Annotated in this window: 22 protein-coding genes; 15 read left to right on the forward strand and 7 right to left on the reverse strand. The window is 67.2% G+C overall.

Annotated features, from left to right (window positions below; genetic code table 11):
- From ACW6W5_RS16125 to ACW6W5_RS16160, 8 genes are all read left to right on the forward strand, one after another.
- Positions 1 to 265: hypothetical protein (locus ACW6W5_RS16125; protein ID WP_458233662.1), on the forward strand; the 265-nt coding region annotated here is incomplete at its 5' end.
- Positions 266 to 295: 30 nt separating this feature from the next.
- Positions 296 to 820 (forward strand): contact-dependent growth inhibition system immunity protein, encoded by a 525-nt coding sequence (locus ACW6W5_RS16130; RefSeq protein WP_152154168.1) that lies wholly within the window; start codon positions 296 to 298, stop codon positions 818 to 820.
- A 1,035-nt stretch (positions 821 to 1,855) separates the two neighbouring features.
- On the forward strand, positions 1,856 to 2,611 hold the full coding sequence (locus ACW6W5_RS16135; RefSeq protein ID WP_152154165.1) for an N-acetylmuramoyl-L-alanine amidase: 756 nt from the start codon (positions 1,856 to 1,858) through the stop codon (positions 2,609 to 2,611).
- 41 nt (positions 2,612 to 2,652) lie between these two features.
- Positions 2,653 to 3,780 (forward strand): murein transglycosylase A, encoded by a 1,128-nt coding sequence (gene mltA, locus ACW6W5_RS16140; RefSeq protein ID WP_428999847.1) that lies wholly within the window; start codon positions 2,653 to 2,655, stop codon positions 3,778 to 3,780.
- A gap of 91 nt (positions 3,781 to 3,871) precedes the next feature.
- On the forward strand, positions 3,872 to 4,930 hold the full coding sequence (locus ACW6W5_RS16145; protein WP_152154162.1) for a two-component system sensor histidine kinase NtrB: 1,059 nt from the start codon (positions 3,872 to 3,874) through the stop codon (positions 4,928 to 4,930).
- A complete protein-coding gene (gene ntrC, locus ACW6W5_RS16150) occupies positions 4,923 to 6,374 on the forward strand; it encodes a nitrogen regulation protein NR(I) (protein WP_152154160.1) in 1,452 nt (483 codons plus the stop codon). Before ACW6W5_RS16145 ends, ntrC begins: the two co-directional genes overlap by 8 nt.
- A 93-nt stretch (positions 6,375 to 6,467) precedes the next feature.
- Positions 6,468 to 7,034 carry a superoxide dismutase family protein gene (locus ACW6W5_RS16155; RefSeq protein ID WP_152154158.1) on the forward strand — a complete coding sequence of 189 codons (567 nt, stop codon included), beginning with the start codon at positions 6,468 to 6,470 and terminating at the stop codon, positions 7,032 to 7,034.
- 53 nt (positions 7,035 to 7,087) lie between these two features.
- Complete coding sequence (locus ACW6W5_RS16160; RefSeq protein WP_152154155.1) at positions 7,088 to 7,723, forward strand: superoxide dismutase family protein; 636 nt, start codon at positions 7,088 to 7,090, stop codon at positions 7,721 to 7,723.
- Positions 7,724 to 7,825: 102 nt separating this feature from the next.
- Here the strand turns inward: ACW6W5_RS16160 and ACW6W5_RS16165 are convergent, their stop codons facing one another.
- Positions 7,826 to 8,713 (reverse strand): hypothetical protein, encoded by an 888-nt coding sequence (locus ACW6W5_RS16165; protein WP_152154154.1) that lies wholly within the window; start codon positions 8,711 to 8,713, stop codon positions 7,826 to 7,828.
- Positions 8,714 to 8,805: 92 nt separating this feature from the next.
- Here ACW6W5_RS16165 and ACW6W5_RS16170 point away from each other — a divergent pair, with 92 nt between their 5' ends.
- On the forward strand, positions 8,806 to 10,101 hold the full coding sequence (locus ACW6W5_RS16170) for an acetyl-CoA C-acetyltransferase (RefSeq protein ID WP_121044474.1): 1,296 nt from the start codon (positions 8,806 to 8,808) through the stop codon (positions 10,099 to 10,101).
- 178 nt (positions 10,102 to 10,279) lie between these two features.
- Here the strand turns inward: ACW6W5_RS16170 and ACW6W5_RS16175 are convergent, their stop codons facing one another.
- The 3 genes from ACW6W5_RS16175 to ACW6W5_RS16185 all read right to left on the reverse strand — a co-directional run bounded on the left by ACW6W5_RS16175 (position 10,280) and on the right by ACW6W5_RS16185 (position 13,469).
- Positions 10,280 to 11,602 (reverse strand): heme biosynthesis protein HemY, encoded by a 1,323-nt coding sequence (locus tag ACW6W5_RS16175; protein ID WP_121044471.1) that lies wholly within the window; start codon positions 11,600 to 11,602, stop codon positions 10,280 to 10,282.
- A 3-nt stretch (positions 11,603 to 11,605) separates the two neighbouring features.
- Complete coding sequence (locus ACW6W5_RS16180) at positions 11,606 to 12,583, reverse strand: uroporphyrinogen-III C-methyltransferase (RefSeq protein ID WP_152154152.1); 978 nt, start codon at positions 12,581 to 12,583, stop codon at positions 11,606 to 11,608.
- A gap of 109 nt (positions 12,584 to 12,692) precedes the next feature.
- Positions 12,693 to 13,469 carry a uroporphyrinogen-III synthase gene (locus ACW6W5_RS16185; protein WP_152154150.1) on the reverse strand — a complete coding sequence of 259 codons (777 nt, stop codon included), beginning with the start codon at positions 13,467 to 13,469 and terminating at the stop codon, positions 12,693 to 12,695.
- A 43-nt stretch (positions 13,470 to 13,512) separates the two neighbouring features.
- Here ACW6W5_RS16185 and ACW6W5_RS16190 point away from each other — a divergent pair, with 43 nt between their 5' ends.
- The 5 genes from ACW6W5_RS16190 (at position 13,513) to ACW6W5_RS16210 (ending at position 16,629) form a co-directional block, all read left to right on the forward strand.
- Entirely contained in the window at positions 13,513 to 13,983 is a 471-nt protein-coding gene (locus ACW6W5_RS16190; RefSeq protein ID WP_026070058.1) for a YiiD C-terminal domain-containing protein, read from the forward strand.
- Positions 13,984 to 14,013: 30 nt separating this feature from the next.
- Positions 14,014 to 14,448 carry a hypothetical protein gene (locus tag ACW6W5_RS16195; RefSeq protein WP_121044462.1) on the forward strand — a complete coding sequence of 145 codons (435 nt, stop codon included), beginning with the start codon at positions 14,014 to 14,016 and terminating at the stop codon, positions 14,446 to 14,448.
- Between the two features lie 79 nt (positions 14,449 to 14,527).
- Positions 14,528 to 14,965 (forward strand): rhodanese-like domain-containing protein, encoded by a 438-nt coding sequence (locus ACW6W5_RS16200; protein ID WP_121044459.1) that lies wholly within the window; start codon positions 14,528 to 14,530, stop codon positions 14,963 to 14,965.
- Positions 14,966 to 15,070: 105 nt separating this feature from the next.
- The gene (gene secB, locus ACW6W5_RS16205) at positions 15,071 to 15,586 is read left to right on the forward strand and encodes a protein-export chaperone SecB (protein WP_019184891.1); all 516 of its coding nucleotides are present in this window, start codon (positions 15,071 to 15,073) and stop codon (positions 15,584 to 15,586) included.
- Between the two features lie 17 nt (positions 15,587 to 15,603).
- Positions 15,604 to 16,629, forward strand: a complete 1,026-nt coding sequence (locus tag ACW6W5_RS16210) for an NAD(P)H-dependent glycerol-3-phosphate dehydrogenase (RefSeq protein WP_121044455.1) — start codon at positions 15,604 to 15,606, stop codon at positions 16,627 to 16,629.
- Between the two features lie 614 nt (positions 16,630 to 17,243).
- On the opposite strand, the gene ACW6W5_RS16215 is transcribed toward ACW6W5_RS16210, so the two are convergent.
- Entirely contained in the window at positions 17,244 to 17,816 is a 573-nt protein-coding gene (locus ACW6W5_RS16215) for an OmpO family porin (protein ID WP_183073837.1), read from the reverse strand.
- Between the two features lie 278 nt (positions 17,817 to 18,094).
- Entirely contained in the window at positions 18,095 to 18,733 is a 639-nt protein-coding gene (locus ACW6W5_RS16220; RefSeq protein WP_121044447.1) for a response regulator transcription factor, read from the reverse strand.
- Positions 18,734 to 18,807: 74 nt separating this feature from the next.
- On the opposite strand from ACW6W5_RS16220, the gene ACW6W5_RS16225 reads away from it, so the two are divergent.
- On the forward strand, positions 18,808 to 22,362 hold the full coding sequence (locus ACW6W5_RS16225; RefSeq protein ID WP_152154148.1) for an ATP-binding protein: 3,555 nt from the start codon (positions 18,808 to 18,810) through the stop codon (positions 22,360 to 22,362).
- 15 nt (positions 22,363 to 22,377) lie between these two features.
- On the opposite strand, the gene ACW6W5_RS16230 is transcribed toward ACW6W5_RS16225, so the two are convergent.
- Positions 22,378 to 22,767: a c-type cytochrome gene (locus tag ACW6W5_RS16230; protein ID WP_152154146.1), complete on the reverse strand. Its 390-nt coding sequence runs from the start codon at positions 22,765 to 22,767 to the stop codon at positions 22,378 to 22,380.
- Positions 22,768 to 22,854 lie beyond the last annotated feature (87 nt).

Here is a 22,854-nt window from a genome sequence, read left to right on the forward strand (position 1 = left end):
TGGTGGCGGCGTGCCGATGAACGAGAAGGGCGGCGACAGCAGCACCACCTACGCCACGCTGACCGAAGGCAACATCGTCATCGGCGGCCAGAAGGTGACTGCCGCCGAGCCGAAGCCGGTATCGGCTTCAAGGCTGCCAACAGCAGCGCCGACAGCAGCAGCGTGGTTTCGCAGGGTTCCACCTTTCAGGCTAGTGGGCGGGTGCCAGCATCAACCTGCATGGAGTGAGATAATGAGAGCAGTTGCGTGCACGAGAGGCAGATGATTCTATTCAGAATAATTACGGTTGAATGAGATGAATAAATTAAGGAAGACTCAATGGGCATCTGTGAAGGCCAACCAAGATTTCGTTACGGTCCAGACTTTCTCAGGCTACAGAAGTTCCCGAATGGACCCGGAAGGAGTGAGACTTATACTTCCTCCGAACGTAGAAAACGAAGCCTTGGGAACAGCAGTGCTAGCCGCGCTTGACGCAAGTAGATTTGTTCTTGCGCAGCCACGTGAGGGTGTGTGGATTCATCCAGAGGCCACATTTGATAAAAGACTCTACGATCTAGAGTTTTTGAAAAATGCGTCAGACGAGTGGGTTGGTCTGCACATGCGAAAATTTGGCTACAAGACCCGCCGCGAACTGTTCAAAGAATTATTAGATTGCAACGTTGAGCGACGTGACCAAGAGATCATAATTTCTCCAACAGTCCATGAAAAGCTTGAGGGCTGGGGCGGAGTGCCCGAAGATCAGCATGTAGTACTCCCTGGATCCGTTACGCCTGCGGAAGTCGGAGAGGGTGTCCGTCTCGCGATGTCCCGATGCAGGTAATACGAAAGGAAACTATCTGCTGATCCGCGAGTCGGCTCAGGGTTCTCTGATTAGTTCACCCGCAATGTTCAGGAAGCCGGCAGATGTTCACGTTTGAGACGTTGTAAGGGGTCGTCGAGAATGGAGCTTGAGACTGACTGTAATGAAACGTCTTTGAATGGCCGTCTGAGAGCCAGCAGCTCGCTCTCCTCCCGTAGCTGTACTACGGCGCGAGAGGCCAAGTCGCGATGCAGGACGATGCGCCCGGTCGGAGCGACATTTTTCGTTCCCTGTATTGCAGGTTCTGGGAGATCAGGATACGGGTGGCCCTGGCTTCCAGGCGCGATGTGGAATGACGTCAGGACTCAGCTATGACTGCTCAATCATCTCTTCCTATAGCGGCGAGTTTGGTCTTGGCATTCTTGCTCCTTAGGGATCGCACCCGTGCTCAAGTGATGGCGGACGCTCTGAAGTTCATCCTCGAACGAGGCAACGAGCGCGGCGGTCCGGAGCAAGACGGTCGTAGCCTCGTGTTGTTTGCACTGTGGTTACACGATCAATGTGCGGGCCGTCCATCGTCTAATCGGAGTGGCGACCTGCGCGGCTTTTGCAATTACACCGAGGTGGCGCAGAACTGGGGTCGTTGCCGAATCACTGCCTGCGTTGCGCGAGTATCACCTCAGTCGTGTTGATGACGACGGTGATGGACTAGTACCTCTTTTCAAATGGTCGCCATTTGATGGAATTCCCTTCGAGATTCTGGCGATCATCAGCCTCGACGAGGCGCGGGTGTTAATTTCGCTACTCGGGATGAGATGGTTGCGATCAATGCACTCCTTGGCGAGCAAGAAGACATCGATCTGGAATCGCATCCTCATATCCAACAGGTAGTCGGCGTATTTAACATGTACGTCTTATGAGGCTGATTGTCGGCCGCCGCCTCCGCTGAGCGTGCTTGAGGTAAGGGAAGGCCCCTGGAAAGCTCGGATTCGCCAGGCGCGACGGCCAGCGCTGCCAGCCCCACGCGGTGCTCGCAGCGCCGGGTAGAATCCCCCCATGACCCGCTATCGCCTGTCGCTGTCCGCCCTGCTGGCGCTGTCCTTGGCTGCCTGCAGCACCATCCCGCTCGAGCAGCGCAGCCCGCTCGCCACCTGGGTGCCGTCGGCGAACCACAACGCGCGCGCGCCGGTCGTGATCGTGCTTCACCACACCGATCAGCATTCCGTGCAGCAGAGCCTGGACACGCTGCGTAGCGCCAACAGCGGCGGCAAGGTCAGCTCGCACTATCTGGTCGGCGCCGATGGCCACATTTACCAGCTGGTGGGCGATGACCGGCGCGCCTGGCATGCCGGTCCCGGGCGCTGGGGCACGATCACTGATCTCAACTCGGCCTCGATCGGCATCGAGATCGACAACGATGGCGACACGCCGTTCGCACCGGCACAGATCGCGGCCTTGATCCGCCTGCTGGATGACCTGTGCACGCGCCTGCGCATCCCGCGCAGCCAGATCATCGCGCATGCCGATCTGGCCCCGTCGCGCAAGCAGGATCCCAGCCGTTTCTTCCCGTGGCAGCAGCTGGCCGAAGCCGGTTTCGGCGTATGGCCGCGCGCGACCGATGGCCCGGCGCCGATGGGCTTCGATCCCTGGATGGCCCTTCAGACCTTCGGTTACCCGATGGACGACCGGGCGGCGGCCGTCGGCGCCTTCCATCGCCGCTTCCGCGGCCGCGACGATCTCCCCGCAGATCTCGATGCCGAAGACGCCCGCATCCTGCACTCGCTGCTGTTGCAACAGGAACGCCGCCCATGAAGTTCACGGCCGTCCTCTCCGTACTCAAGCACGCCGCGCTGATGGGCGTGGGATTGGCGCTGTTGAGTGCCTGCGCGGTCGCGCCGCAGCGCCCGGCATCACCGCCGGTGCAAACCAGCACCTACGCGAAGGCAAACTGGAACGCATTGCCCGCCGTCGCGGATGCCGATCTGCAGGCTGGCTTCGCGGCCTGGCGCAGTGCCTGCCCGCGCCTGAAGACGGAGGCCAACTGGGCACCCACCTGCGCAGCGGCGGCCAACGTTGCCACCACACCGGCCGGCATCCGCCAGTTCTTGCAGGCCAATCTCGACGTCTATGCGCTGCGTGCCGCCGGCAACCGGGCCGACGGCCTGATCACCGGCTACTACGAGCCGATCTATGCCGGCAGCCTCACCCGCACCGCGAAGGCATCGGTGCCGGTGTACGGCGTGCCCGACGACATGGTCAGCGTCCAGCTCGACAGCCTTTACCCCGAACTCAAGGGCAAGCGCCTGCGCGGCCGCGTGGAGGGGCGCGTGCTCAAGCCGTATGACGATGCAGCGCGGATCGCCACGAACGGCGTCAAAGCCCCCGTATTGGCCTGGCTGACCAGCCCGATGGACCTGCAGTTCCTGCAGATCCAGGGCTCCGGTCGCGTGCAGCTGGCCGATGGTCGTCAACTGCGGATCGCCTACGCCGACCAGAACGGCCATCCCTACCGCCCGATCGGCCGCTGGCTGGTGGAGCAGGGTGAGTTGAAGCAGGCCGACGTGAGCATGGCCGCCATCCGCGCCTGGGCCGATGCCCATCCCGCACGCGTGCCCGAGCTGCTGGCCAGCAACCCCAGCTATGTGTTCTTCACCCGTGGCCCGGACAGCGATGACGGCCCGCGCGGCTCGTTGAACGTGCCGCTGACCGCCGGCTACAGCGTCGCCGTGGACCGCAACGTCGTGCCGCTGGGCAGCCTGTTGTGGCTGTCCACCACGCGGCCGGACGGTACCGCGCTGGTGCGCCCGGTCGCCGCGCAGGACACCGGCGGTGCCATCACCGGCGAAGTGCGCGCGGACCTGTTCTGGGGCACTGGCGATGTCGCCGGCGAGCTGGCCGGGCACATGAAGCAGAAGGGCACGATCTGGATGCTGTGGCCGAAGGGTGTGGCGTTGCCGAAGGCGCCCGACCCCGCCAACTGACGGCGGGTGCACGCTGCCCGGGCGTTTGCCAGCGCGCCGCTGCGCGCAGCACAAGATCAACACGCCTGCCGTTTTGCACTACATTGGTGCAATGACCACCGCGCTCCTGCCCCCCGCCCTCGACGCCCTCGGCACTCCGGTTGCCTGGGCCGACGCCAGCGGCCGTGTGGTGGGCTGCAATCCGGCCTTCGCCCGCTGGCTGGGTGTGAGCGTGCGCCGCCTGCTGGGCCAGCCGCTGGCCTCGCTGGAGGCCCAGGGCGACGCCTTGGCCCACTTCCTCGCCCGCGATGAGCGCGACACGCTGCGCCTGCACCGGCTGGCCTTGGCGCTGCCGGGCGATGCACCCCGTTTTGCCGAGGGGTGGCTCAGCCGCTGGGACGAGGGCGGCTGGCTGCTGGAGGCGCATCCGGTCGATGAGTTCCCGGGGTTGGACCCCACCCAGGCGCTGCCCAGCGCGCTCAGTGCCGCGCTCAAAGGCCTGGCCCACGAGCTGCGCAATCCGTTGGCGGGATTGAAGGGCGCGGCCCAGCTGCTGGCACGCCGCAACGCACAGCGCGATCCGGACGAGCGTGAACTGATCGAGCTGATCGGCTCGGAAATCGAACGCCTGAACGGCCTGCTCGAGCAACTGCTGTCGCCCGCGCCGGCGGCACCGCATGCGGCGCTCAACATCCACGCCTCGTTGGAGCGAGTCCTGCGCCTGGCGGAGAGCGAGGGCGGCTGGGCGGTCCGGATCCAGCGCGATTACGACCCCAGCATTCCCGAGTTCGATGGCGATGCCGACCGCCTCACCCAGGCGGTGTGGAACCTGGTCCGCAATGCGATCCAGGCCGGTGCGGGTACCGTTACCCTGCGCACGCGCGTGGAGCACGGCGTGCGCATCACCGATCAACTGCATCCGCTGGCGCTGCGGCTGGAAATCGCCGATGACGGCCGTGGCGTGCCCGAAGACCTGGCCGAGCATCTGTTCCTGCCACTGGTCAGTGGCCGCGCCGAGGGCACCGGGCTCGGCCTGGCGCTGGCCCAGCAGGTCGCGCGCGAGCACCGCGGCACCCTGACCTACCGCTCGCGCCCGGGCCATACCGTATTCACCGTGCTGCTGCCGATCGGGCAGGGCACCCCCGCCGAGGACACTGCCGCCCATGGCTGACCAGGTCGACACCACCGCCCAGCGCGTCTGGGTGGTCGACGATGACCGCGCGGTGCGCTTCGTGCTGTGCACCGCGCTGCGCGAGGCCGGCTACCGCGTCGAAGGGTTCGACGGAGCGGCTGCCGCCTTGGCGATGCTGGCCGAGCAGGCGCCGCCGGATCTACTGTTCACCGATGTCCGCATGCCCGGCGATGATGGGCTGGTCCTGCTGGACAAGCTGAAGGCGGCGCATCCCCAGCTGCCGGTGATCGTGATGTCGGCCTATACCGATGTGGCGAGCACGGCCGGTGCCTTCCGCGGCGGTGCACAGGAGTTTCTGTCCAAGCCATTCGATCTGGATGACGCGGTCGCCCTGGCGCAGCGCGTCCTGCCGGCGCCGGATGTCACCTTTGCCGAGCCGAGCGAGACCGCCAGCGCGACCCCGCCCGATCAGCGTCCGCAGCTGGTCGGCGATACCCCGGCGATGCGCGCGTTGTTCCGCGCGATCGGCCGCCTGGCGCAGGCGCCACTGTCGGTGCTGATCAATGGCGAGACCGGCACCGGCAAGGAGCTGGTCGCGCATGCGCTGCACCACGAGTCGCCGCGCGTGCAGGGGCCATTCGTCGCGCTCAATACCGCGGCGATTCCCTCCGAACTGCTGGAAAGCGAACTGTTCGGCCATGAGGCGGGCGCGTTCACCGGTGCACAGCGTCGCCATATCGGCCGCTTCGAGCAGGCCAACGGTGGCACGTTGTTCCTGGATGAGATCGGCGACATGCCGTTGCCGCTGCAGACGCGCCTGCTGCGCGTGCTGGCCGAGGGCGAGTTCTTCCGCGTGGGCGGGCGCGAGCTGATCCGCGTCGATGTGCGCGTGATCGCCGCGACCCATCAGGATCTGGAAACGCTGGTGGCGCAGGGGCGCTTCCGCGCCGATCTGCTGCACCGGCTGGATGTGGTGCGGCTGCGGTTGCCGCCGCTGCGCGAGCGTCGCGACGATGTCGCGCAGCTGGCCGAGACCTTCCTGGCCGCGGCCGCACACAAACTCGATACGCCGCCCAAACGACTGACTGCTGCTGCGTTGCAGGCGCTGCGCGAACACGATTGGCCCGGCAACGTGCGTGAGCTGGAGAACGTGTGCTGGCGCATGGCGGCACTTGCCGCGGCCGACAGCATCGGCGTGGCCGACGTGGACAGCGCGCTGCATCGCGGTGCGGGTGCGCCACGCTCGCGCGGTGCCGGGGATCCGGGGCAGTGGGAAACGCTGCTTTCGGCGTGGGCGCGCCAGCGTCTGGCCGAAGGGGCCGAAGGCCTGCACGCGCAGGTGCGCGACCGGGTCGACCAGGCGCTGCTCGAAGCGGCCCTGCAGATCACCCATGGCCGCCGTGCCGAGGCCGCCGCGCGGCTGGGCATGGGCCGCAACACCCTCACCCGCAAGCTCGGCGCCGGCCGCCGTCGCGGCGGATGAACCGCATGTCCACACCGCGTGTGCGCCATGTCCGGGCCGCTTTCATGGCCTGTGGACGAGCACACGGTTAGTTTGCAACCAAGGAGTCTTCCCATGCGCAGTTCCCAAGTCGTCCTCGCTGCGGTGATCGCGGTCGGTCTGGCCGCCTGCGGCAGCACACCGCCGCCGCGCCCGGTCGCCCCCGTCGTACCGGTGGTCAGCACCGCGCAGATGGCCGAATCCAATCTGTCGCCGGCCTCGGCCAGTCTGGTCAGTGGACGCCTGGCGCTGGTGCCGGACGCCCATGGCGTGCACATCACCGGTGTCATCGGTGGTCTGCAGCCGCTGCAGGTGGCCGGGTTCCACGTGCATGAGCGCGGCGACTGCAGTGCAGTGGATGCCAGCAGCGCCGGTGCGCATTTCAATCCTGCAGGGCAACCGCATGGCCGCAACAGTGCCGGTGCGCATCACGCCGGTGACATGGACAACCTGCGCGCCGATGCGCAGGGCCGCGTCAACGTGGACATCCGCCTGCCAGCGGTTACCCTTGGCGGCGGCGCAGCCACCGATATCGCCGGACGTGCCCTGATCGTGCACGCCAACGCCGACGATTACCGCAGCCAGCCGGCCGGCAACGCCGGTGCCCGAATTGCCTGCGGCGTCATCCGGGTCGTGCGCTGATCGCGCAGTCCCATGACGTCGTTTCTTCCAACGCTACCCGCAAGGAGATCCACATGCGCCTGATCCACACCACGCTGTTCGCTGCCATCGCCGCGCTCGGCCTGACCGCCTGCAACAAGCCGGCCGACACCACCCCGGAAGCCACCCCGGCTGCCGAAGCCACGGCGTCCCAGCCAACCGCTGAAGCGACCCCCGAGGCACCGCCGGCAATGACCAGCGAAGCCCATGCCAACCACACCGCCAGTGCCGACCTTGCTGCCACCCAGGGCAACGAGGTCAAAGGCACCGTGACCTTCAGCGTCGTTGACGGCAAGGTCCACGTGAAGGGCCAGGTCAGCGGCCTGAAGCCGAACAGCGAGCACGGCTTCCACATCCATGAGAAGGGCGACTGCAGTGCGCCGGACGGCGCCAGCGCCGGTGGCCACTTCAATCCGGGCCAGGAAGACCATGGCAGCGTCGCCAGCGAGCCGCATCACGGTGGCGACATGCCCAACATCAAGGCCGACGCCCAGGGCAACGCCGTGGTCGATGCCCCGGTCTCGACCAACGTCAACATCGGCAAGGGCGATGGCTTCGACATCATCGGCCGCGGGCTGATCGTCCATGCCGATGCGGACGACTACAAGACCCAGCCGACCGGCAATGCCGGTGCTCGCCTGGCGTGCGCGGTGATCAAAGCGGCCCCGTAATCCGGGCCGTGTTTGACGAAAAACGCCGGCGAAAGCCGGCGTTTTTTTTAAATAACGGGGACGGAGGTAGTTAAGCCGCCGGCTTAACTACCTCCGTCCCTATTAACGAGCCAGCAATTCGCGCGCGTCCTGCCCGGCCTCGCAATGCACGAACAGCACCGGCAGGCCGTGCGCTTCCAGCACGGCGGCCATCTGCCGCTGGCGGATCAGGTACTGGTCGTAGATGCCCTGCAGGCGATCACAGTCGCCGGTGCCGTGGCTGTAGTACGCGCACCAGCCGGCGGGATCGAACAGCGCCATACGCACTTCGCCATCAGCGTATCGAAGCAGCGGCTCCGGCGCGGCATCCAGCCACTCTTCCACGTGCGGTGCCATCAGCGCGGTTTCGATCAGCGGCCACAGAATCGCCAGGCCCTGGTTGTCGTACTGCATGGACATCATCGCGGCGAGGTCATTCACCGTGAAATAGCGGGCGTGCTCGATCTGCGCGCCGAAGGCGTTCTTCGCCTGCAGCGCGGTATCGGCCTGCGCCATGCCCTGGGCCAGCAGCAGCTCTTCCAGCGCCTCGGCCACGGCCTGGGTCTGGACGACTTCGGTGCCGGTCAGCAGGAACGGGACGACCCGCAGGCCGCCGCCGGTGAGGCTGGCATCGGCCTGGAACGGCAGCGGGACATCGCCGTCGGCGCCGGCACCAAAGGCCAGCACGCGCGGGCCCTGGTTGCGGCCCGGGGCGCGCATCTGCAGTTCTTCCAGGCGCCGGTGCACCGGCCAGCCCGGGCGCAGGATTTCCGCCGGATCGAAATGGGCGCCGGCGAACACGAAGTCCAGCCCGCTGACGCCGGGCACCAGCTTGGCCAGATCGCGGCCGACGCGTTCGGCCAGTTCACCAGCCTGTTCGGAGGACAGCGCGGCATGGCGCGGGGCGTCGCCGCCGGCCAGTTCCAATGCCAGTACGCCAATGGCATTCATGCCGTGGTCGGGTTTGCTCATGGTTTCACGGTTGGCCCATCACAGGGCGGCAGCTACACTTGGCCCCATTATGCCTGCTCCTTCGTGCAGGCCATGTTGCAGACACCCCTCCCATGCCAGGTATCTCCATGCCCAACGCCCGTCCCGTCGCCATCCTCGGCGGCGTCCGCATTCCGTTCTGTCGCCAGAACACGGCTTATTCGGACGTCGGCAACCTCGGCATGTCGGTGCGCACCCTCGGTGCGCTGGTCGAACGCTTCGGCCTGCACGGCCAGCAGTTGGGCGAAGTGGCGATGGGCGCGGTGATCAAGCACTCCAGCGACTGGAACCTCGGCCGCGAAGCCACGCTGTCCTCGGGCCTGTCCCCGCTGACCCCGGGCATCACCATGCAGCGCGCCTGCGGCACCTCGCTGGATACGATCATCGCCGTGGCCAACAAGATCGCGCTGGGCCAGATCGATTCGGGCATCGGCGGCGGCTCGGATACCACCTCCGATGTGCCGATCGTCTACGGCAAGAAGCTGCGCGCGCGCCTGCTGGCGGCCAACCGCGCCAAGAGCACCGGCGACAAGCTCAAGGCGCTGACCCGCGGCTTCAAGCTGAGCGAGCTCAAGCCGGAATTCCCGGGCGTGGCCGAGCCGCGTACCGGCAAAAGCATGGGCGACCACTGCGAAGACATGGCCAAGGAGTGGAACATCTCCCGCGACTCGCAGGACGAGTGGGCAGTGTCCTCGCACAAGAAGCTGGCCGCCGCGTATGAGCGCGGGTTCTTCACCGATCTGATCGCGCCGTTCCGCGGCGTGGAGCGCGACAACATCCTGCGCGCCGATACCTCGCTGGAAAAGCTGGCCACGCTGAAGCCGGCCTTCGACAAGGTCTCCGGGCGCGGCACGCTGACCGCCGCCAACTCCACCCCGCTCACCGATGGTGCCTCGGCGGTGCTGCTGGCCAGTGAAGAATGGGCGCGCGCGCACGGCCATGAGCCGCTGGCCTACCTGCGTGATTCGCAGGTGGCCGCGGTGGATTTCGTGCACGGCGAAGGCCTGCTGATGGCACCGACCATCGCCGTGCCGGAGATGCTCAAGCGCAATGGCCTGACCCTGCAGGATTTCGACCTCTACGAAATCCACGAAGCGTTCGCCGCGCAGGTGCTGTGCACGCTGCGCGCGTGGGAAAGCGAAGACTACTGCCGCAACCGCCTCGGCCTGGATGCGCCGCTGGGCAGGATCGACCCGGCCAAGATCAATCCGCTGGGCTCCTCGCTGGCCACCGGCCACCCGTTCGCCGCCACCGGTGCCCGCGTGATCGCCACGGCGGCCAAGCAGCTGGCCGAACGCGGCGGTGGCCGCGCGCTGGTCTCGATCTGCACCGCCGGTGGCATGGGTGTGGTGGCGATCGTCGAGCGCTGATCGCCCTGCGCTTCATTGAACGAAGAAGGCCGCCCAAGGGCGGCCTTCTTTTTTGTATCCGGCGGAGGTGTGCACCCTTCGGCTCTGGTAGTGCCGGCCGCTGGCCGGCTCCTCAAATCCTCTCCGGGACTCCGCATTGCCGGCCAGCGGCCGGCACCACCGGGTGCCGCGTCGCACGTTACGGCAGACGTGGATTGCCGAACTCGTCGCGTTCCACGTGCAGGCGATCCTGCACCGGGGCCGGTTCGCCCATCAGCGATTGCTCTTCGATGGTGGCGCGTTCGGGCACGATCGGGTCCAGTGGCGTGGTGGTCGATGCACGGGCCAGCGCCACGCTGTCATCCCCACGCTGCTGGCGCAGGGCATTGGCGAAGCACTGCGAGGCCAGCGCGGTCTCGCCGCGATCCAGGAACACCTCGCCCAACGCTTCCCACGCGGCCGGGCCGGCGCCGGCGGCAATCGCGCGGTGCAGGTAATCCTCGGCCAGCGTGTGCTGGCGCTGACGGGCGGCAATGCGGCCCAGCGCCAGCAGCAATGCGGGGCTGGCGGGCTGCGTGGTCAACCAGCGTTGCAGGTTGGCCTGGCGCGTGGCCAGCTTTTCGACCGGCATCTGGCCGTAAAGCGTCACCACCGATTCGTCCCAGCGCGTGTCCAGGGCCTGTTCGAGGTTGAGCAGAGCCGGTTCGTCCCAGTCCAGTGCCACTGCGCGCAGCGCATAGGCGGAGACGACATCGGGATCGCTGCGCAATGCCTTCGGCGTGGCTTCCCACTGGGCGGCCAGCGCGTTGACGTCACCGGCTTCCAGCAGCGACTGTGCGGCCAGGCGGATTTCCAGCTCGGCCACGGCCGCATCCGGCAGGACCTTCTGCTTGCGCAGTGCGCCCAGCTGGCCATAGGCCTCATGCGCGCGATCGGCACGTGCCAGCGCTTCGGTGCGAAGCCACAGGCCACGCGGCGGCAGCGGCTGGATCGCGGCAACGTCCAGCACGTTGATCGCATCGACCGGGCGTTCCTGTGCCAGCAGGCGTTCGGCCAGCAGCAGGGCGTGGCTGGTGGCATCTTCGGTGGCCAGGCGCTGCAGGTACTGATTGACCGCAGCATCGTCATCGCGCGCCTGCGCACTGCGCACGGCGGTGACCAAGGCGACCGCGCTTACTTCCTTGTCCTCAGCAGCGCTGGTCAGCAGCTTTTCCGCGCGCTGCCAGTGGCCCTGTTCATGGGCCTGCAGGCCTTCGGTCAGGCGGGCGCGGCCCTGCTTGCGGCGGTAGCGGCCCCAGGCGCGGAACGGCGAGGCCAGCAGACTCCACAGCAGCCACAGCACCAGCACCCCGACCAGCACCATCAGCGCGACCTGGGGCACGGTAGAGCGGTAGTCGGTGCCGCCGTAGCGGTAGATCACTTCGCCGAACTGGCGCAGCTGTTCGGTGCCGAGCCACTGTGAGGCGATCACGCCCAAGGCCACGGCCAGGAGCAGGACCACCAGAGATTGAAAGGGCTTCATCGATTATCTCCCGTTACGCATCGAGCGCAGTTGCTGCAGGGTGCTGCCCAGTTCGGGCAGCGATGGACGCAGCTCGCAGGCGCGTAGTTGCTGCAGTTCAGCACGTTGCTCGCGCAGAGCAGGTGAATCCGGCCACAGCCGCGGCAACCACAGTGCAACGCGGTCCAACGCCTGGAGATACCCGGACGGGTCGCCGCGCTCCACCGCTGCCCGCGCCAAGGTCAGTTCCAGCTGCAGCGAATCCCACGCGGCCACGCGGTCGGCTTCGGTCAGCGGGCCCTGCAGGCGGGTGGGGGTGATGGTCACGAACGGCGCCAGCACCTGGTGCCACCATGGCGTGCCGGCAGTCGTATCGGCCGGGGCGTCGATCTGTTCGGGCAGGGTGGTCAGGGCCTGGGCGAACCGGCCCAACCGTGCCTGGGTCTGCGCGCGCACTCCGGGGCCGAGCGCCTCCACCGCATTGCGCTCCTGCATCAATGCCTGCCGCAGGTTCAGATACTCGTTGCCCTGCACGTCGTCCAGCGAGGCGGACGCCAACGCGTACAGGCGCTTGGCGCCCTCGACGTCATCGGCATAGGCCAGCCGCTGCCCGGCCTGGCTCAGCAGTAGCTCGGCTTCTTCCAGCTGCAGTGCCTGCGCGCCGTGGCGGGTGCTGTCGGCCAGCTTGGCCAGGTTCTCTTCGAGCAGCGCATTGCGCTGGCTCAGGCCGAGCATTTCATCGCGCAGCACGCGGTTGGTGGCGGCGGCGTCCTGCACGCGCTGGGAGGTCGAACGCTGGTCGCGGCGCAGTGCTTCCACGCTGTCCAGCAGGCCCTGCACCTGCAACTGGTCGTTCTGTTCGCGCAGTCGTTCCTGCGCCTGTCGCGACTGCCACTGCGTCCAGCCCCAGGCGCCGCCGCCGGCCAACACGACGAGCGCCGTGATCGGCACGATCCAGCGCAGGGGGCGGCTCGGAGAGGGGAGCGAAACAGGGTCATTCATACGGGCATCCTTGTCGCGCGCGCCGGGCAATCCGCTTGGCTGGCGAGCGACGTGGCACACAGCATCGCCCGCCGCCCAAGGCCCCTGCAAGACCGTCCCGGCTCCCTGTTCAGGAAGATGCGGGCGCGATGAGGGCGGCGTGTGCAGCCGCGACCAGCTGTGCCGGCAACGGCCCGGCTGCGACCCGTACCTGCCCGAAGCCTGCGGCGCGCGCCTGTGCGGCCAGCCGCTCGCTGGCGGCCACCACGGTGGCCGCGCGCAGCGGTGCCTGCAGATCGTCGGGTAACTGCACCAGCAACAGCGCCAGGGCCTCGCCGCTGCTCAGTGCCAGCACCCAGGGCATGGCCGCGCGGCGCAGGCGCTGCAGGGCGCGCGGGGCCAGCGGCAGCGGCTGGCGCGCATACACGTTGGCGCGCAGCAGTTGGGCACCGCGTTGCTCAAGGGTCTGCGCGATCACCCCGCGGCCGCCCGGGGCGGTAACCAGGCCCGCGCGCAGGCCGTGCAGGTCAGCCAATGCCGGCAACGCAAGCAGGCCCTCGCTGTCCATCCGTGCCGGTGCGGCGATGTCCTGCGCGCCCTGGCGGTGCAGCGCCGCCGCCGTGCCGGCGCCCACGGCAAGCCACTGCCCCGGGTGGGGCGCGGCCAGATCCACCAGGCGCGCGGCGGCCTGCACCGCGGCAGGGCTGCTGAAGACCACGCGCTCGGCCGCCAGCGCGGCGGTGAGGTCGGCGTGGGTGGCAGCATCGCGCTGGGCCTGCAGCGCCCACGGCGACAGCGCGATGAGGTGGGCGCCAGCCGCCTTCGCCGCACGGCGCAGCGGCGCATGCTGGCCACGCGGGCGCAGCGAGATCAGGGTCCAGGGCGCGACTTTCGTTTCGGTGTTCATTGCGGGCATTATGCGAGCCCTTCGATGTGACGTGATCAGCCAGATGTCCGCAACCGATTCCCTGCCGGCGCAATTGTCTGCGCTGCAGCATGTCCTGGATGCCATGCCGCCGGTGGCGGCCATGCAGATCCGGGTCCACGACTACCGCGATGGCGTCCTGCACATCCACGCTCCGCTGGCAGCCAACGTCAACGACAAAGGCAATGCCTTCGGCGGCAGCCTGGCCTCGGCGCTGACCCTGTCCGGATGGGCGCTGGTGACCCTGCGCCTGCGCCTGGCCGGGTTCGATGCGGATGTCTACGTGGCCGACAGCCATATCCGCTACCTCGCCCCGGTCTATGGCGATCTGCACGCACAGGCCCAGGCCGATGCGGAAACCGACTGGGACAGCTTCCTGGCCACCTTCGCCCAGCGCGGCAAGGCCCGCATCAGCCTCACCGCCCGCCAGCCGGGCGAAGGCGACAAGGCCGCCGCGGAACTGAGCGGCCGTTTCGTGGCCTTCGCCAGGCGGTAGGATGGGCGCCTTGCCTATTGGGGAATTCGCATGCGCCGTACGCTTCAGATCCTGCTGATCGCCTTGTTCGCGCTGACCAGCGTGAGCGCACTGGCCGCCGAGCAGAAGACCACCAGGAAGCAGCGCAAGGAACTGGAGGAGACCCAGGTCAAGTACGACGCCACGATGCGCTGGGGCACCGTCGAGGACGCGCTGCCCTACCTGGATCCCGACTATGCCCGCGCCCACCCGATGACCGACCTGGAACTGCGCCGCTTCGAGCAGGTGAAAATCTCCAGCTATCGCGCCGGCGACAACGTGCCGTTGCCCGATGGCCGGGTCGGGCGCAACGCCGAGGTGCGGGTGATCAACAACAACACCCAGTCCGAGCGGACGGTACGGGTCCGGGAGATCTGGCGCTGGGACGCCGAGGGCAAGCGCTGGCTCCAGGCCAACGGCCTGCCGGACCTCTGGCAGGAACGCTGACCCCCCGCCCGCACGGGGCTGGACGCCGATTCGCCCGCATGTGCGACAATCGGCGCCCGCTTATCGACCCGTGATCTTAGTGAATTACGAAGAGTTGCTGGCCTTTGCCGGCCGAAACCCGATGTTGTCGATGGCCCTGGTCGGCCTGACCGTGGCCATCATCGTGACCGAAGTCCGCCGCCTGTTCCGCGGCTTCAAGTCGCTCAAGCCAGCGGAACTGACCCAGCTGATGAATGCCGGTGGCGCCATCGTGGTCGATCTGTCTTCGAGCAGCGATTTCGAGAAGGGCCATATCGCGGGCAGCCGCAACGTGCAGCCGGCGCAGTTCGGTCCGGAGCACAAGCTGGTCGCCAAGGCCCAGCAGAGCCCGGTGGTGCTGGTGTGCCGCAGTGGCAATGCCTCCGAGACGGCCGCCAAGGCGCTCAAGAAGGCCGGTTTCACCCAGGTCAACGTGCTCGACGGTGGCATCCCGGCGTGGCAGCAGGCCGAGTTGCCGCTGGTCAAGGGCCGCAACTGATCCCCCTCGGATTGCAGCGCACGCCTTGTGCGCGGCCCACAGCGCCCCCATCGCAGGGCATGTAACAATCCGTTTTTACAGCATTCATTTTTGGAGCAACAGGAAATGTCCGAAGAGAACACCAACGGCGCCGTCGCGCCGGTCGACGCCGCTACCGGTCCCTCGTTCACCGTCGAGAAGATCTACGTCAAGGACGTTTCGTTCGAATCGCCGAACGCTCCGGCCGTCTTCAATGACGCCGTGCAGCCGGAACTGCAGCTCAACCTGAACCAGCGCGTGCAGCGCCTGGGCGAGAGCGCCTTCGAAGTCGTGCTGGCCGTGACCCTGACCTGCAAGGCCGGCGAGAAGACCGCCTACGTGGCCGAAGTGCAGCAGGCCGGCGTGTTCGGCCTGGTCGGCCTGGACCCGCAGTCGATCGACGTGCTGCTCGGCACCCAGTGCCCGAACATCCTGTTCCCGTACGTGCGTTCGCTGGTGAGCGAGCTGATCCAGGCCGGCGGCTTCCCGCCGTTCTTCCTGCAGCCGATCAACTTCGAAGGCCTGTACGCCGAAACCCTGCGCCAGCGTCAGGAACAGGGCGAGACCTCGCTCGCCGATTCCGAGCCGGCCGGCAACGCCTGATCGGCGCTGCAGTACGGATGAGCAACCACGCAGACAAAATCGCGGTTCTCGGCGCCGGCTCCTGGGGCACCGCCCTGGCGAGCCTGCTCGCGCGGCATGGTCATCCGACCGTGCTGTGGGGGCGCGATGCGGCGATGGTCGAGGCCATCGACCAGCGCCACGAGAACACCCGTTATCTGCCGGGCATTCCGCTGCCCGAGTCGCTGCGCGCGACCACCGATCTGGCCGCTGCCGTCAAGGACGCTGCCTGGATCCTGGTGGTGGTGCCCTCGCATGCCTTCGGTGAAACCGTGCGTGCGCTGGCACCGTTGCGGCCGGCCGATGCCGGCGTGGCCTGGGCGACCAAGGGCTTCGAACCAGGCTCCGGTCGGTTCCTGCACGAAGTGGCGCGTGAGGTCCTTGGGCCGGACGTGCCGCTGGCGGTGGTGACCGGCCCGTCGTTCGCCAAGGAAGTCACCCAGGGCCTGCCGACCGCGATCACCGTGCACGGTGACGCGCCGGACTTCGCCCAGCAGGTGGCCGATGCCATGCACGGTCCGGCGTTCCGCGCCTACACCGGCGATGACATGGTCGGTGCCGAGCTCGGCGGTGCGATGAAGAACGTGCTGGCCGTCGCCACCGGCGTCGCCGATGGCATGCAGCTGGGCCTCAATGCCCGTGCCGGCCTGATCACCCGTGGCCTCAACGAAATGCTGCGGCTGGCCGCGGCGATCGGTGCCAAGCCGGAAACCCTGATGGGGTTGGCCGGTCTGGGCGATCTGGTGCTGACCTGCACCGGCGATCTGTCACGCAACCGACGCCTGGGCCTGGCCCTGGGCCGCGGCCAGACGTTGACCGATGCGGTGCGTGAGATCGGCCAGGTGGTGGAATCGGTGCAGACTGCCGATGAGGTGATGCGCCAGGCGCGGCGTCACGGCATCGACCTGCCGATCTCTGATCGGGTGCGCGCGGTGCTGCACGGTGAGCAGACGCCGGAAGAGGGATTGCGTGCGCTGTTGGCGCGCGAACAGAAGCCGGAGTATCCGGACACGCTGTTCAAGTGATGCACGAAAAACCCCGGCAAGCGCCGGGGTTTTTTTGGTTCTTCTTCCATCCGCGTTGCAGGCATGAAGCGCGCTATGAGCCTCTTCAGGCGTGGCGGTGGATGGGTCGGGCGCTGGGCCGCGATGGCCTTGCCGGCGAATGTCCCCCGGCGTCGACCTGCGGCCGCCGCCTCCTCCTTTATTTCGCCCACAAGGCCATCGCGACCCACGTATCCAGACCACTTGGCGCCGACAGAAAGGCACGGTCTCCCGCACGCCTGACGCACGCTGAGTCCCCTATCGGCGGGTAGGTCCCTGGGCAAAATCAAGGAGGAGGCCGTCGCCGTCAGGCGTCGGCCGGGGGACATTTGCCAAGGGGCCTGCCCGCCGATAGGGGACCCTTACGCTCGCGGTAGACCTGAGCGGAGACAGCACCCGATCCACAATGCCCCTGAACTACCTGGTCACCGCCAGAACGAAACAACCCGGCGCAGGGCCGGGTTGTTTCGTGGCGTACCGACGAGGGCGTCGCCAAGTGCTGCATATAAGTGAAGCCCGGCGTGAGCCGGGCTTCATGGCGCAGGGGAGAGAGACCGCGCCATCCAACAACGTACCGCGGTATTGCGTCGTGCGTATTACCAGGTGAAGCGCGGACCGACGAACCATTCCTTGTCGCCGCCCTTGGCCAGCTTCACTTCGCCGGCCAGGCCCCAGTTCTGGTTGAGCTTGGCCTGGGCGCCGACGCGGCCGTAGAACTCGCCGTCCGGGTTGATGCCGTGCTTCTTGGTGTAATCCTCGTAACCGGCCATCACGTAGCCTTCGAAGTTCGGGGTGAACGCGCTGCGCACGCCGACTTCGGTCGAGTAGCCGTTGAAGTCCAGACCGTGCTTCGGATCGAACTTCTGGTAAGCAACGCGGGCGACCAGATCGGTGGTCGGGGCGATGCCGTAGTTGTAGCCGACACCGACCTTCCACTGGTCCACATCATTGCTGCCGCGCTTGGTTTCCTGCGCGTTGTAGTCACCGAAGACGTGGAAGTTCGGCGCCACGGCGACCGAGCCCTTCACCGCCCAACCGTCGGCGTCGCCGCCCTTGGCATCGGTGTTCACGTAGCCGCCTTCAACATAGTTGTACGACAGGCCATCGGTTGCCGAAGCAGCGAACGGCAGTGCAGCGAGCAGACCCAGGGCAAGCAGGGAAGTCTTCATCATCGGGGACACCTTTGTATTTTTTGGTTTTGTCCGCCAGCAGAGGGGAGGGAGATCGCTGCTGGCGACAGGTGTGAATTATCCGTTAGTCACCCCAATTAGCCCTGAATATCAAACTGAGCAGTACATAAATGCGGCCACATTCCGGGGAACTCTTCATGCGCGATCTGTTAGATGCGCGCGCAACACATCAGGCACGACGCAGCGCCATTGAAAGGGCGGTGTGGATCGCGCGTGCAGTGAAGCAAGCAGAGGTGCCGTCCGCAGGACGGCGGCGATCAGCGTTCGCCGTCGCGCAGGTAATCGAACAGCTCGGCATCGCCCTTCAGACCGAGCTTCAACATCGCATCGCCCTTCTGGCGGCTGATGGTGCTCACGCTCTTGTGCAGATGCATGGCGATCTCTTTGACCGTCATGCCGCTGCCGAGCAGGCGCAGCACTTCGACTTCGCGCGGCGATAGCGGCTTGGCCTCGCCTTCTTCCACGCTGTTCGTGCCGATCGCGTCAATGCGCTCTTTCAGTGTGAGGCTGACGTAGGCCATGCCGCGCTGCACGGTCTGGATCGCCAGCGGCAACTCGTCCATCGACGAGGTCTTGTCGACCAGGCCGAGCACACCCGTGGCGACCACCATGCGCAGGATCGCCAGGTTGTTGGAGACGCTGAGCATCAGCACCGGCAACGTGGGGAAACGCCGGCGGATCATGGCGATCATCGCAAAGCCATCGGCCTGCTGGCCGCCGGGCATGGAGTAATCGGTGACCAGGACATCGCACGGGTGATCGGACAGCGCGGCCATCAATTCGGCGACAGTACTGGCCTCGGCCACCACCTGGCCAACGCCGCTGGATTCGATCACGGCCTTCGTGCCGATCCGTACGACCGGATGGTCGTCGGCAATGATAATGCGCAGGGTCATGGACTAGTATTGCCTGTAAGGCAGCCGTCGGGCCGTGCCGGGGTGGGGACAACATTCTACGGAGATCAGGCAGCATGCGTATCCGCGTCGTTCGCTGGCTGGTGCTGCTCGTGCTTGCAATGGCAGCGGGCGTGTCGGTATCGGCCGCCAACCCCCTCGCCTTGTCGCCCCGGCAGAGCGAGTGGCTTGGCAAGCTCCCTACCATCATCCTGGGTATGTACGACAGCGGCTGGCCGCCGTTCGAATCCTTGCACGAGGGCAAGCCGGTCGGCCTGGGCTATGACTACCTGAGCCTGCTCACGCAGCAGCTGGGTGTGCAGGTGAAGGTGCGGATGTACCGCGACTGGACCGAGGTGCTGGATGCAGCATGCCGCGGCGAAGTTGATGTGGTGATGAACATCACCCTTACCGCCGACCGCACCCGCTGCATGGTCTATACCCGTCCCTACGCCGATGCGCCGCTGGCGCTGGTCGGTCGCCCCGGTGATACCCGGGCCTCGGCCGATCCGGACCTGCGCGGGCTGCGTGTGGTCACCGAGCGCGAGTTCGTCACCAGCGAAGAAGTCCGCGCGCGCTTTCCCGTTGCCCGCCGCGTGATCGCTGCAAACACCACGGCCGCGCTGGCCATGGTCGGCAAGGGCGAAGCCGATGTGTATATCGGCAATGCCTATGTAGCCACGTCGCTGATCGCCGAGCGAGGGCTCACCGATGTCGCGTTGCTGCGCCCCAGCGACCTGCCGCCGGAGCGTCTGCACTTCGGGGTGCCCAACGCCAAGCAACCCTTGGCCGAAGCGCTGGATCTGGGGTTGGCGGCGCTGGCGGACACCGAACGCGCGCGCCTGAAGCGGCGTTGGCTGCAGACGCCGGAATGGTCGGCGCAGTCGCAGATGATCCTGGGCAATGCCGAAAAGCGTGTATTGGCGACACCACTGCGGCTGGCATTCGCGCCGAATGCGGCACCGCTGGCGTTCATCGACGGCGCCGACCAGCCCAGTGGCGTGGCGGCCGAATACCTGCGCCTGCTGCGGAACGTGGGTGCCCAGCTCACCCGCGTGCCAGCGCATGACTGGTTCGAGGCGCGCGAACAACTGCGCCGTGGCGAGGTCGATGCCATCATGGGCATCCCCAATGACTCCACGTACCTGGGTGACGACTGGGTATTCAGCCAGCCCTTCATCACTGTGCCCAACGTGATCGTGACCGCCAGCGGCAGCCGGTCGGTGCTCGGCATCGGCGATCTGGACGGACGCAGCATCCTGCTGACCGATCCGGACCGGTTGCGGGGCTACATCCTGCAGCAGGCGCCGAACGCCCGCATCGTGCCGGCGCGCAGCACCGAACTGGCCTTGGCCCGGCTGGCGCATGGCGATGCCGATGCCTACATCGGCAATCTGGCCATCGTCGACCGGATCGTGCGCGAGCGCTATCCCGCGCAACTCCACGTTGCCGCACCCGCTGGCTTCAGTGATCGGTTGTCGCTGGCGGTCAAACGACGGTACGCGCCACTGGCGACCACGTTCGACCGCATGCTGGTCAACATGAGCGCGCGTGAGCACGAGGCGATCCGCAGTGACTGGCTCTCGGCCGAATACCGCAGTGACCTGGACTGGCGCGGCATTGCGCGCTGGGCGGTGCCGCTGGCGCTGGTCCTGTTGACGGCGCTGCTGGTGCACGGCTGGGGATACTGGCGGTTGCGCAATGAAGTGGCGATGCGCCGGCGGGTCGAGCAGCGCTTGGCCGAAGTCACCGACAACCTGCCGGCGATCGTCTACCAGGGCCGGCGCGAGCGCGATGGCCGCTTGTCGCTGCCGTATATCGCCGGCGACACGGACGCCCTGTTCGGGGTCACCGCAGCCGAGGCCATGGCTGACGAAAGCGCCTTGATGGACCGCATCGACGAGCGCGACCGCCCCGGTGTGCGCCAGGCCATGGAACGCGCCGCGCGCGACTTCACTCCGTTGGACATGGAGTTCCGCACCTCCCCACATGGCACGCTGCACTGGGTGCGCGCGCGCGCGCTGCCTTACGATGCCGAAGACGGCGCGCTGCTGTGGAGCGGCTACTGGGTCGATGTCACCGAGGCGCGCGCGCAGGCCGATGCGCTTGCGTTGGCCAAGGCCGCGGCCGAGCGCGCCACCGCTGCCAAATCCGAGTTCCTGGCCACGATGAGCCATGAGATCCGCACGCCGATGTCCGGGGTACTCGGCATGGTCGAGGTGCTCTCGCACACCGCGCTGGATGGGGAACAGCGCCGCATCATCAGCGTGATCGAAGACTCGGCGCAGATGCTGCGGCAGATCCTCGATGACCTGCTGGACTACTCCAAGATCGAGGCTGGCGCGCTGACGCTGCAGGCACATCCGGTGGCGCTGCGCGCATTGCTCGGCAACGTGCAGCAGCTGCTTGCACCGCAGGCAGTGGCCAAGGGACTGGACCTGCAGATCCAGATCGACGACGACGTCGCGGCCATGCATCTGGCGGACGGTATGCGCCTGCGCCAGATCGCGTTCAACCTGCTCAGCAACGCCATCAAGTTCACCCACGCCGGTGAGGTCGACATCGCACTGACGGTGCTCGGCATCGATAGCGATGGCGCGCAGCAGCTGCGGCTGACGGTGCGCGATACCGGCATCGGCATTTCGCCGGCGCAGCGCGAGCATCTGTTCGCCCCGTTCGCGCAGGCCGATGCAGCGACCAGCCGCCAGTACGGGGGCACCGGCCTGGGCCTGAGCATCTGCCAGCGCCTGGTCGCCCTGATGCACGGCACGCTCACGCTGCACAGCGTGCCCGGCGAGGGGACCTGCGTGGAGGTGCTGCTGACGGTACCCACGGTGCCGGTGGACGAACAGCCCGGCGCGGCGGAAGACCAGGCGCAGAGGCTGCCGGTGCCGGCAGCGCTGCTGCAGCGGCGGGTACTGATCGTCGAGGACCATCCCACCAACCAGGCACTGATGGGCTGGCGCATGCAGCAGCTCGGTCTGCCGCACGTGCTGGCCGAGAACGGCGAACAGGCGTTGGCGCTGCTCGCGCGGACCCGTTTCGATCTGGTCCTCACCGATTGCCGGATGCCGGTCATGGACGGCTATGCCATGACCCGGCGTATCCGTGAGCAGGAGCGCGACCGCGGCACCGCCCGGTTGCCGGTGATCGCGCTCACCGCCAGCGCGATGGAGGACGATCTGCAACGCTGCCGCGAGGCCGGCATGGATGATCTATTGGCCAAACCGGTGGCGCTGGCCGCCTTGCGCCAGGCACTGCTGCAGTGGTTGCCGGACGCGCCAGCTGCTGCGGATGTACAAGGCAGCCTCCCTGCGCCGCCCGACCGGGCCGCGCTCACGCGCCGGTTTGGATCGGCGCACGTGGCCGCGGTGTTGATCGAAAGCCTGTGCAGCGCCTCCGCGGAGGATCTGGTGCAACTGCAGGAGGCCCTGCGTGCGGCACCGGCGCTCGTGGATGTACTGCACCGGCTGGTGGGCGGGTTGGCGACGCTGGGGGCGGATGCCTTGGTGGTGGAGGCGCGCCATCTGATGGACAGCATCGACGACGACGGCGTGGCGGCGCATGCCGAGGCGGTCGGTGCGTTCGATGCGGCGTTGCGTGCCTACCTGGAACAGCTGCAGGCGTCCTGACCGGTTCCGTGGCGATCAGCGCTGCTGCTGCAGGTACTCGATCACCTGGCGCCGGCGCTCCGGGTCGGCGGTGGTATTGACCATGCGGGTGCCCGGCACCACATGCGTGGGCGAGCGCAGGAACGCATCCAGGGTCTGCTCGTTCCAGGTCAGCCCGGCCTCGCGCATCGCGTTGGAGTACGGGTAGCCGGTGACACTGCCGGCGCGCCGGCCGATCACCCCGTGCAGGTTCGGGCCGAAGCGGTGCACGCCGCCGGGGCTGACCGTGTGGCAGCCGGCGCAGATCGCGAACGCGCGCTGCAGCTCCTGCTGATGGGCCTGCTCGGGCGTCTGCGGTGCGCGCGAACACGCCGCCAGCAGCAGGCAGGCCAGTAACGGCAACGTCGATCGGAAAGCAGGGGCCATGGCGCAGCGGTCACGTCCAACAGGACGCTCAGGATAGCGAGCGCGGCGGTGACTGCCGCGCCCGATGACCTGCGACCGGTGGTCGCA

The organism is Stenotrophomonas sp. IS26, assembly GCF_054188265.1.

What these genes read in the sequence shown, in the direction of transcription:
- ACW6W5_RS16130 (WP_152154168.1), top strand. Translation starts at nt 296, where the DNA reads ATGAATAAATTAAGGAAGACTCAATGGGCATCTGTGAAGGCCAACCAA.
- ACW6W5_RS16135 (WP_152154165.1), top strand. Translation starts at nt 1,856, where the DNA reads ATGACCCGCTATCGCCTGTCGCTGTCCGCCCTGCTGGCGCTGTCCTTG.
- mltA (WP_428999847.1), top strand. Translation starts at nt 2,653, where the DNA reads ATGGGCGTGGGATTGGCGCTGTTGAGTGCCTGCGCGGTCGCGCCGCAG.
- ACW6W5_RS16145 (WP_152154162.1), top strand. Translation starts at nt 3,872, where the DNA reads ATGACCACCGCGCTCCTGCCCCCCGCCCTCGACGCCCTCGGCACTCCG.
- ntrC (WP_152154160.1), top strand. Translation starts at nt 4,923, where the DNA reads ATGGCTGACCAGGTCGACACCACCGCCCAGCGCGTCTGGGTGGTCGAC.
- ACW6W5_RS16155 (WP_152154158.1), top strand. Translation starts at nt 6,468, where the DNA reads ATGCGCAGTTCCCAAGTCGTCCTCGCTGCGGTGATCGCGGTCGGTCTG.
- ACW6W5_RS16160 (WP_152154155.1), top strand. Translation starts at nt 7,088, where the DNA reads ATGCGCCTGATCCACACCACGCTGTTCGCTGCCATCGCCGCGCTCGGC.
- ACW6W5_RS16165 (WP_152154154.1), bottom strand. Translation starts at nt 8,713, where the DNA reads ATGAGCAAACCCGACCACGGCATGAATGCCATTGGCGTACTGGCATTG.
- ACW6W5_RS16170 (WP_121044474.1), top strand. Translation starts at nt 8,806, where the DNA reads ATGCCAGGTATCTCCATGCCCAACGCCCGTCCCGTCGCCATCCTCGGC.
- ACW6W5_RS16175 (WP_121044471.1), bottom strand. Translation starts at nt 11,602, where the DNA reads ATGAAGCCCTTTCAATCTCTGGTGGTCCTGCTCCTGGCCGTGGCCTTG.
- ACW6W5_RS16180 (WP_152154152.1), bottom strand. Translation starts at nt 12,583, where the DNA reads ATGAATGACCCTGTTTCGCTCCCCTCTCCGAGCCGCCCCCTGCGCTGG.
- ACW6W5_RS16185 (WP_152154150.1), bottom strand. Translation starts at nt 13,469, where the DNA reads ATGAACACCGAAACGAAAGTCGCGCCCTGGACCCTGATCTCGCTGCGC.
- ACW6W5_RS16190 (WP_026070058.1), top strand. Translation starts at nt 13,513, where the DNA reads ATGTCCGCAACCGATTCCCTGCCGGCGCAATTGTCTGCGCTGCAGCAT.
- ACW6W5_RS16195 (WP_121044462.1), top strand. Translation starts at nt 14,014, where the DNA reads ATGCGCCGTACGCTTCAGATCCTGCTGATCGCCTTGTTCGCGCTGACC.
- secB (WP_019184891.1), top strand. Translation starts at nt 15,071, where the DNA reads ATGTCCGAAGAGAACACCAACGGCGCCGTCGCGCCGGTCGACGCCGCT.
- ACW6W5_RS16210 (WP_121044455.1), top strand. Translation starts at nt 15,604, where the DNA reads ATGAGCAACCACGCAGACAAAATCGCGGTTCTCGGCGCCGGCTCCTGG.
- ACW6W5_RS16215 (WP_183073837.1), bottom strand. Translation starts at nt 17,816, where the DNA reads ATGAAGACTTCCCTGCTTGCCCTGGGTCTGCTCGCTGCACTGCCGTTC.
- ACW6W5_RS16220 (WP_121044447.1), bottom strand. Translation starts at nt 18,733, where the DNA reads ATGACCCTGCGCATTATCATTGCCGACGACCATCCGGTCGTACGGATC.
- ACW6W5_RS16225 (WP_152154148.1), top strand. Translation starts at nt 18,808, where the DNA reads ATGCGTATCCGCGTCGTTCGCTGGCTGGTGCTGCTCGTGCTTGCAATG.
- ACW6W5_RS16230 (WP_152154146.1), bottom strand. Translation starts at nt 22,767, where the DNA reads ATGGCCCCTGCTTTCCGATCGACGTTGCCGTTACTGGCCTGCCTGCTG.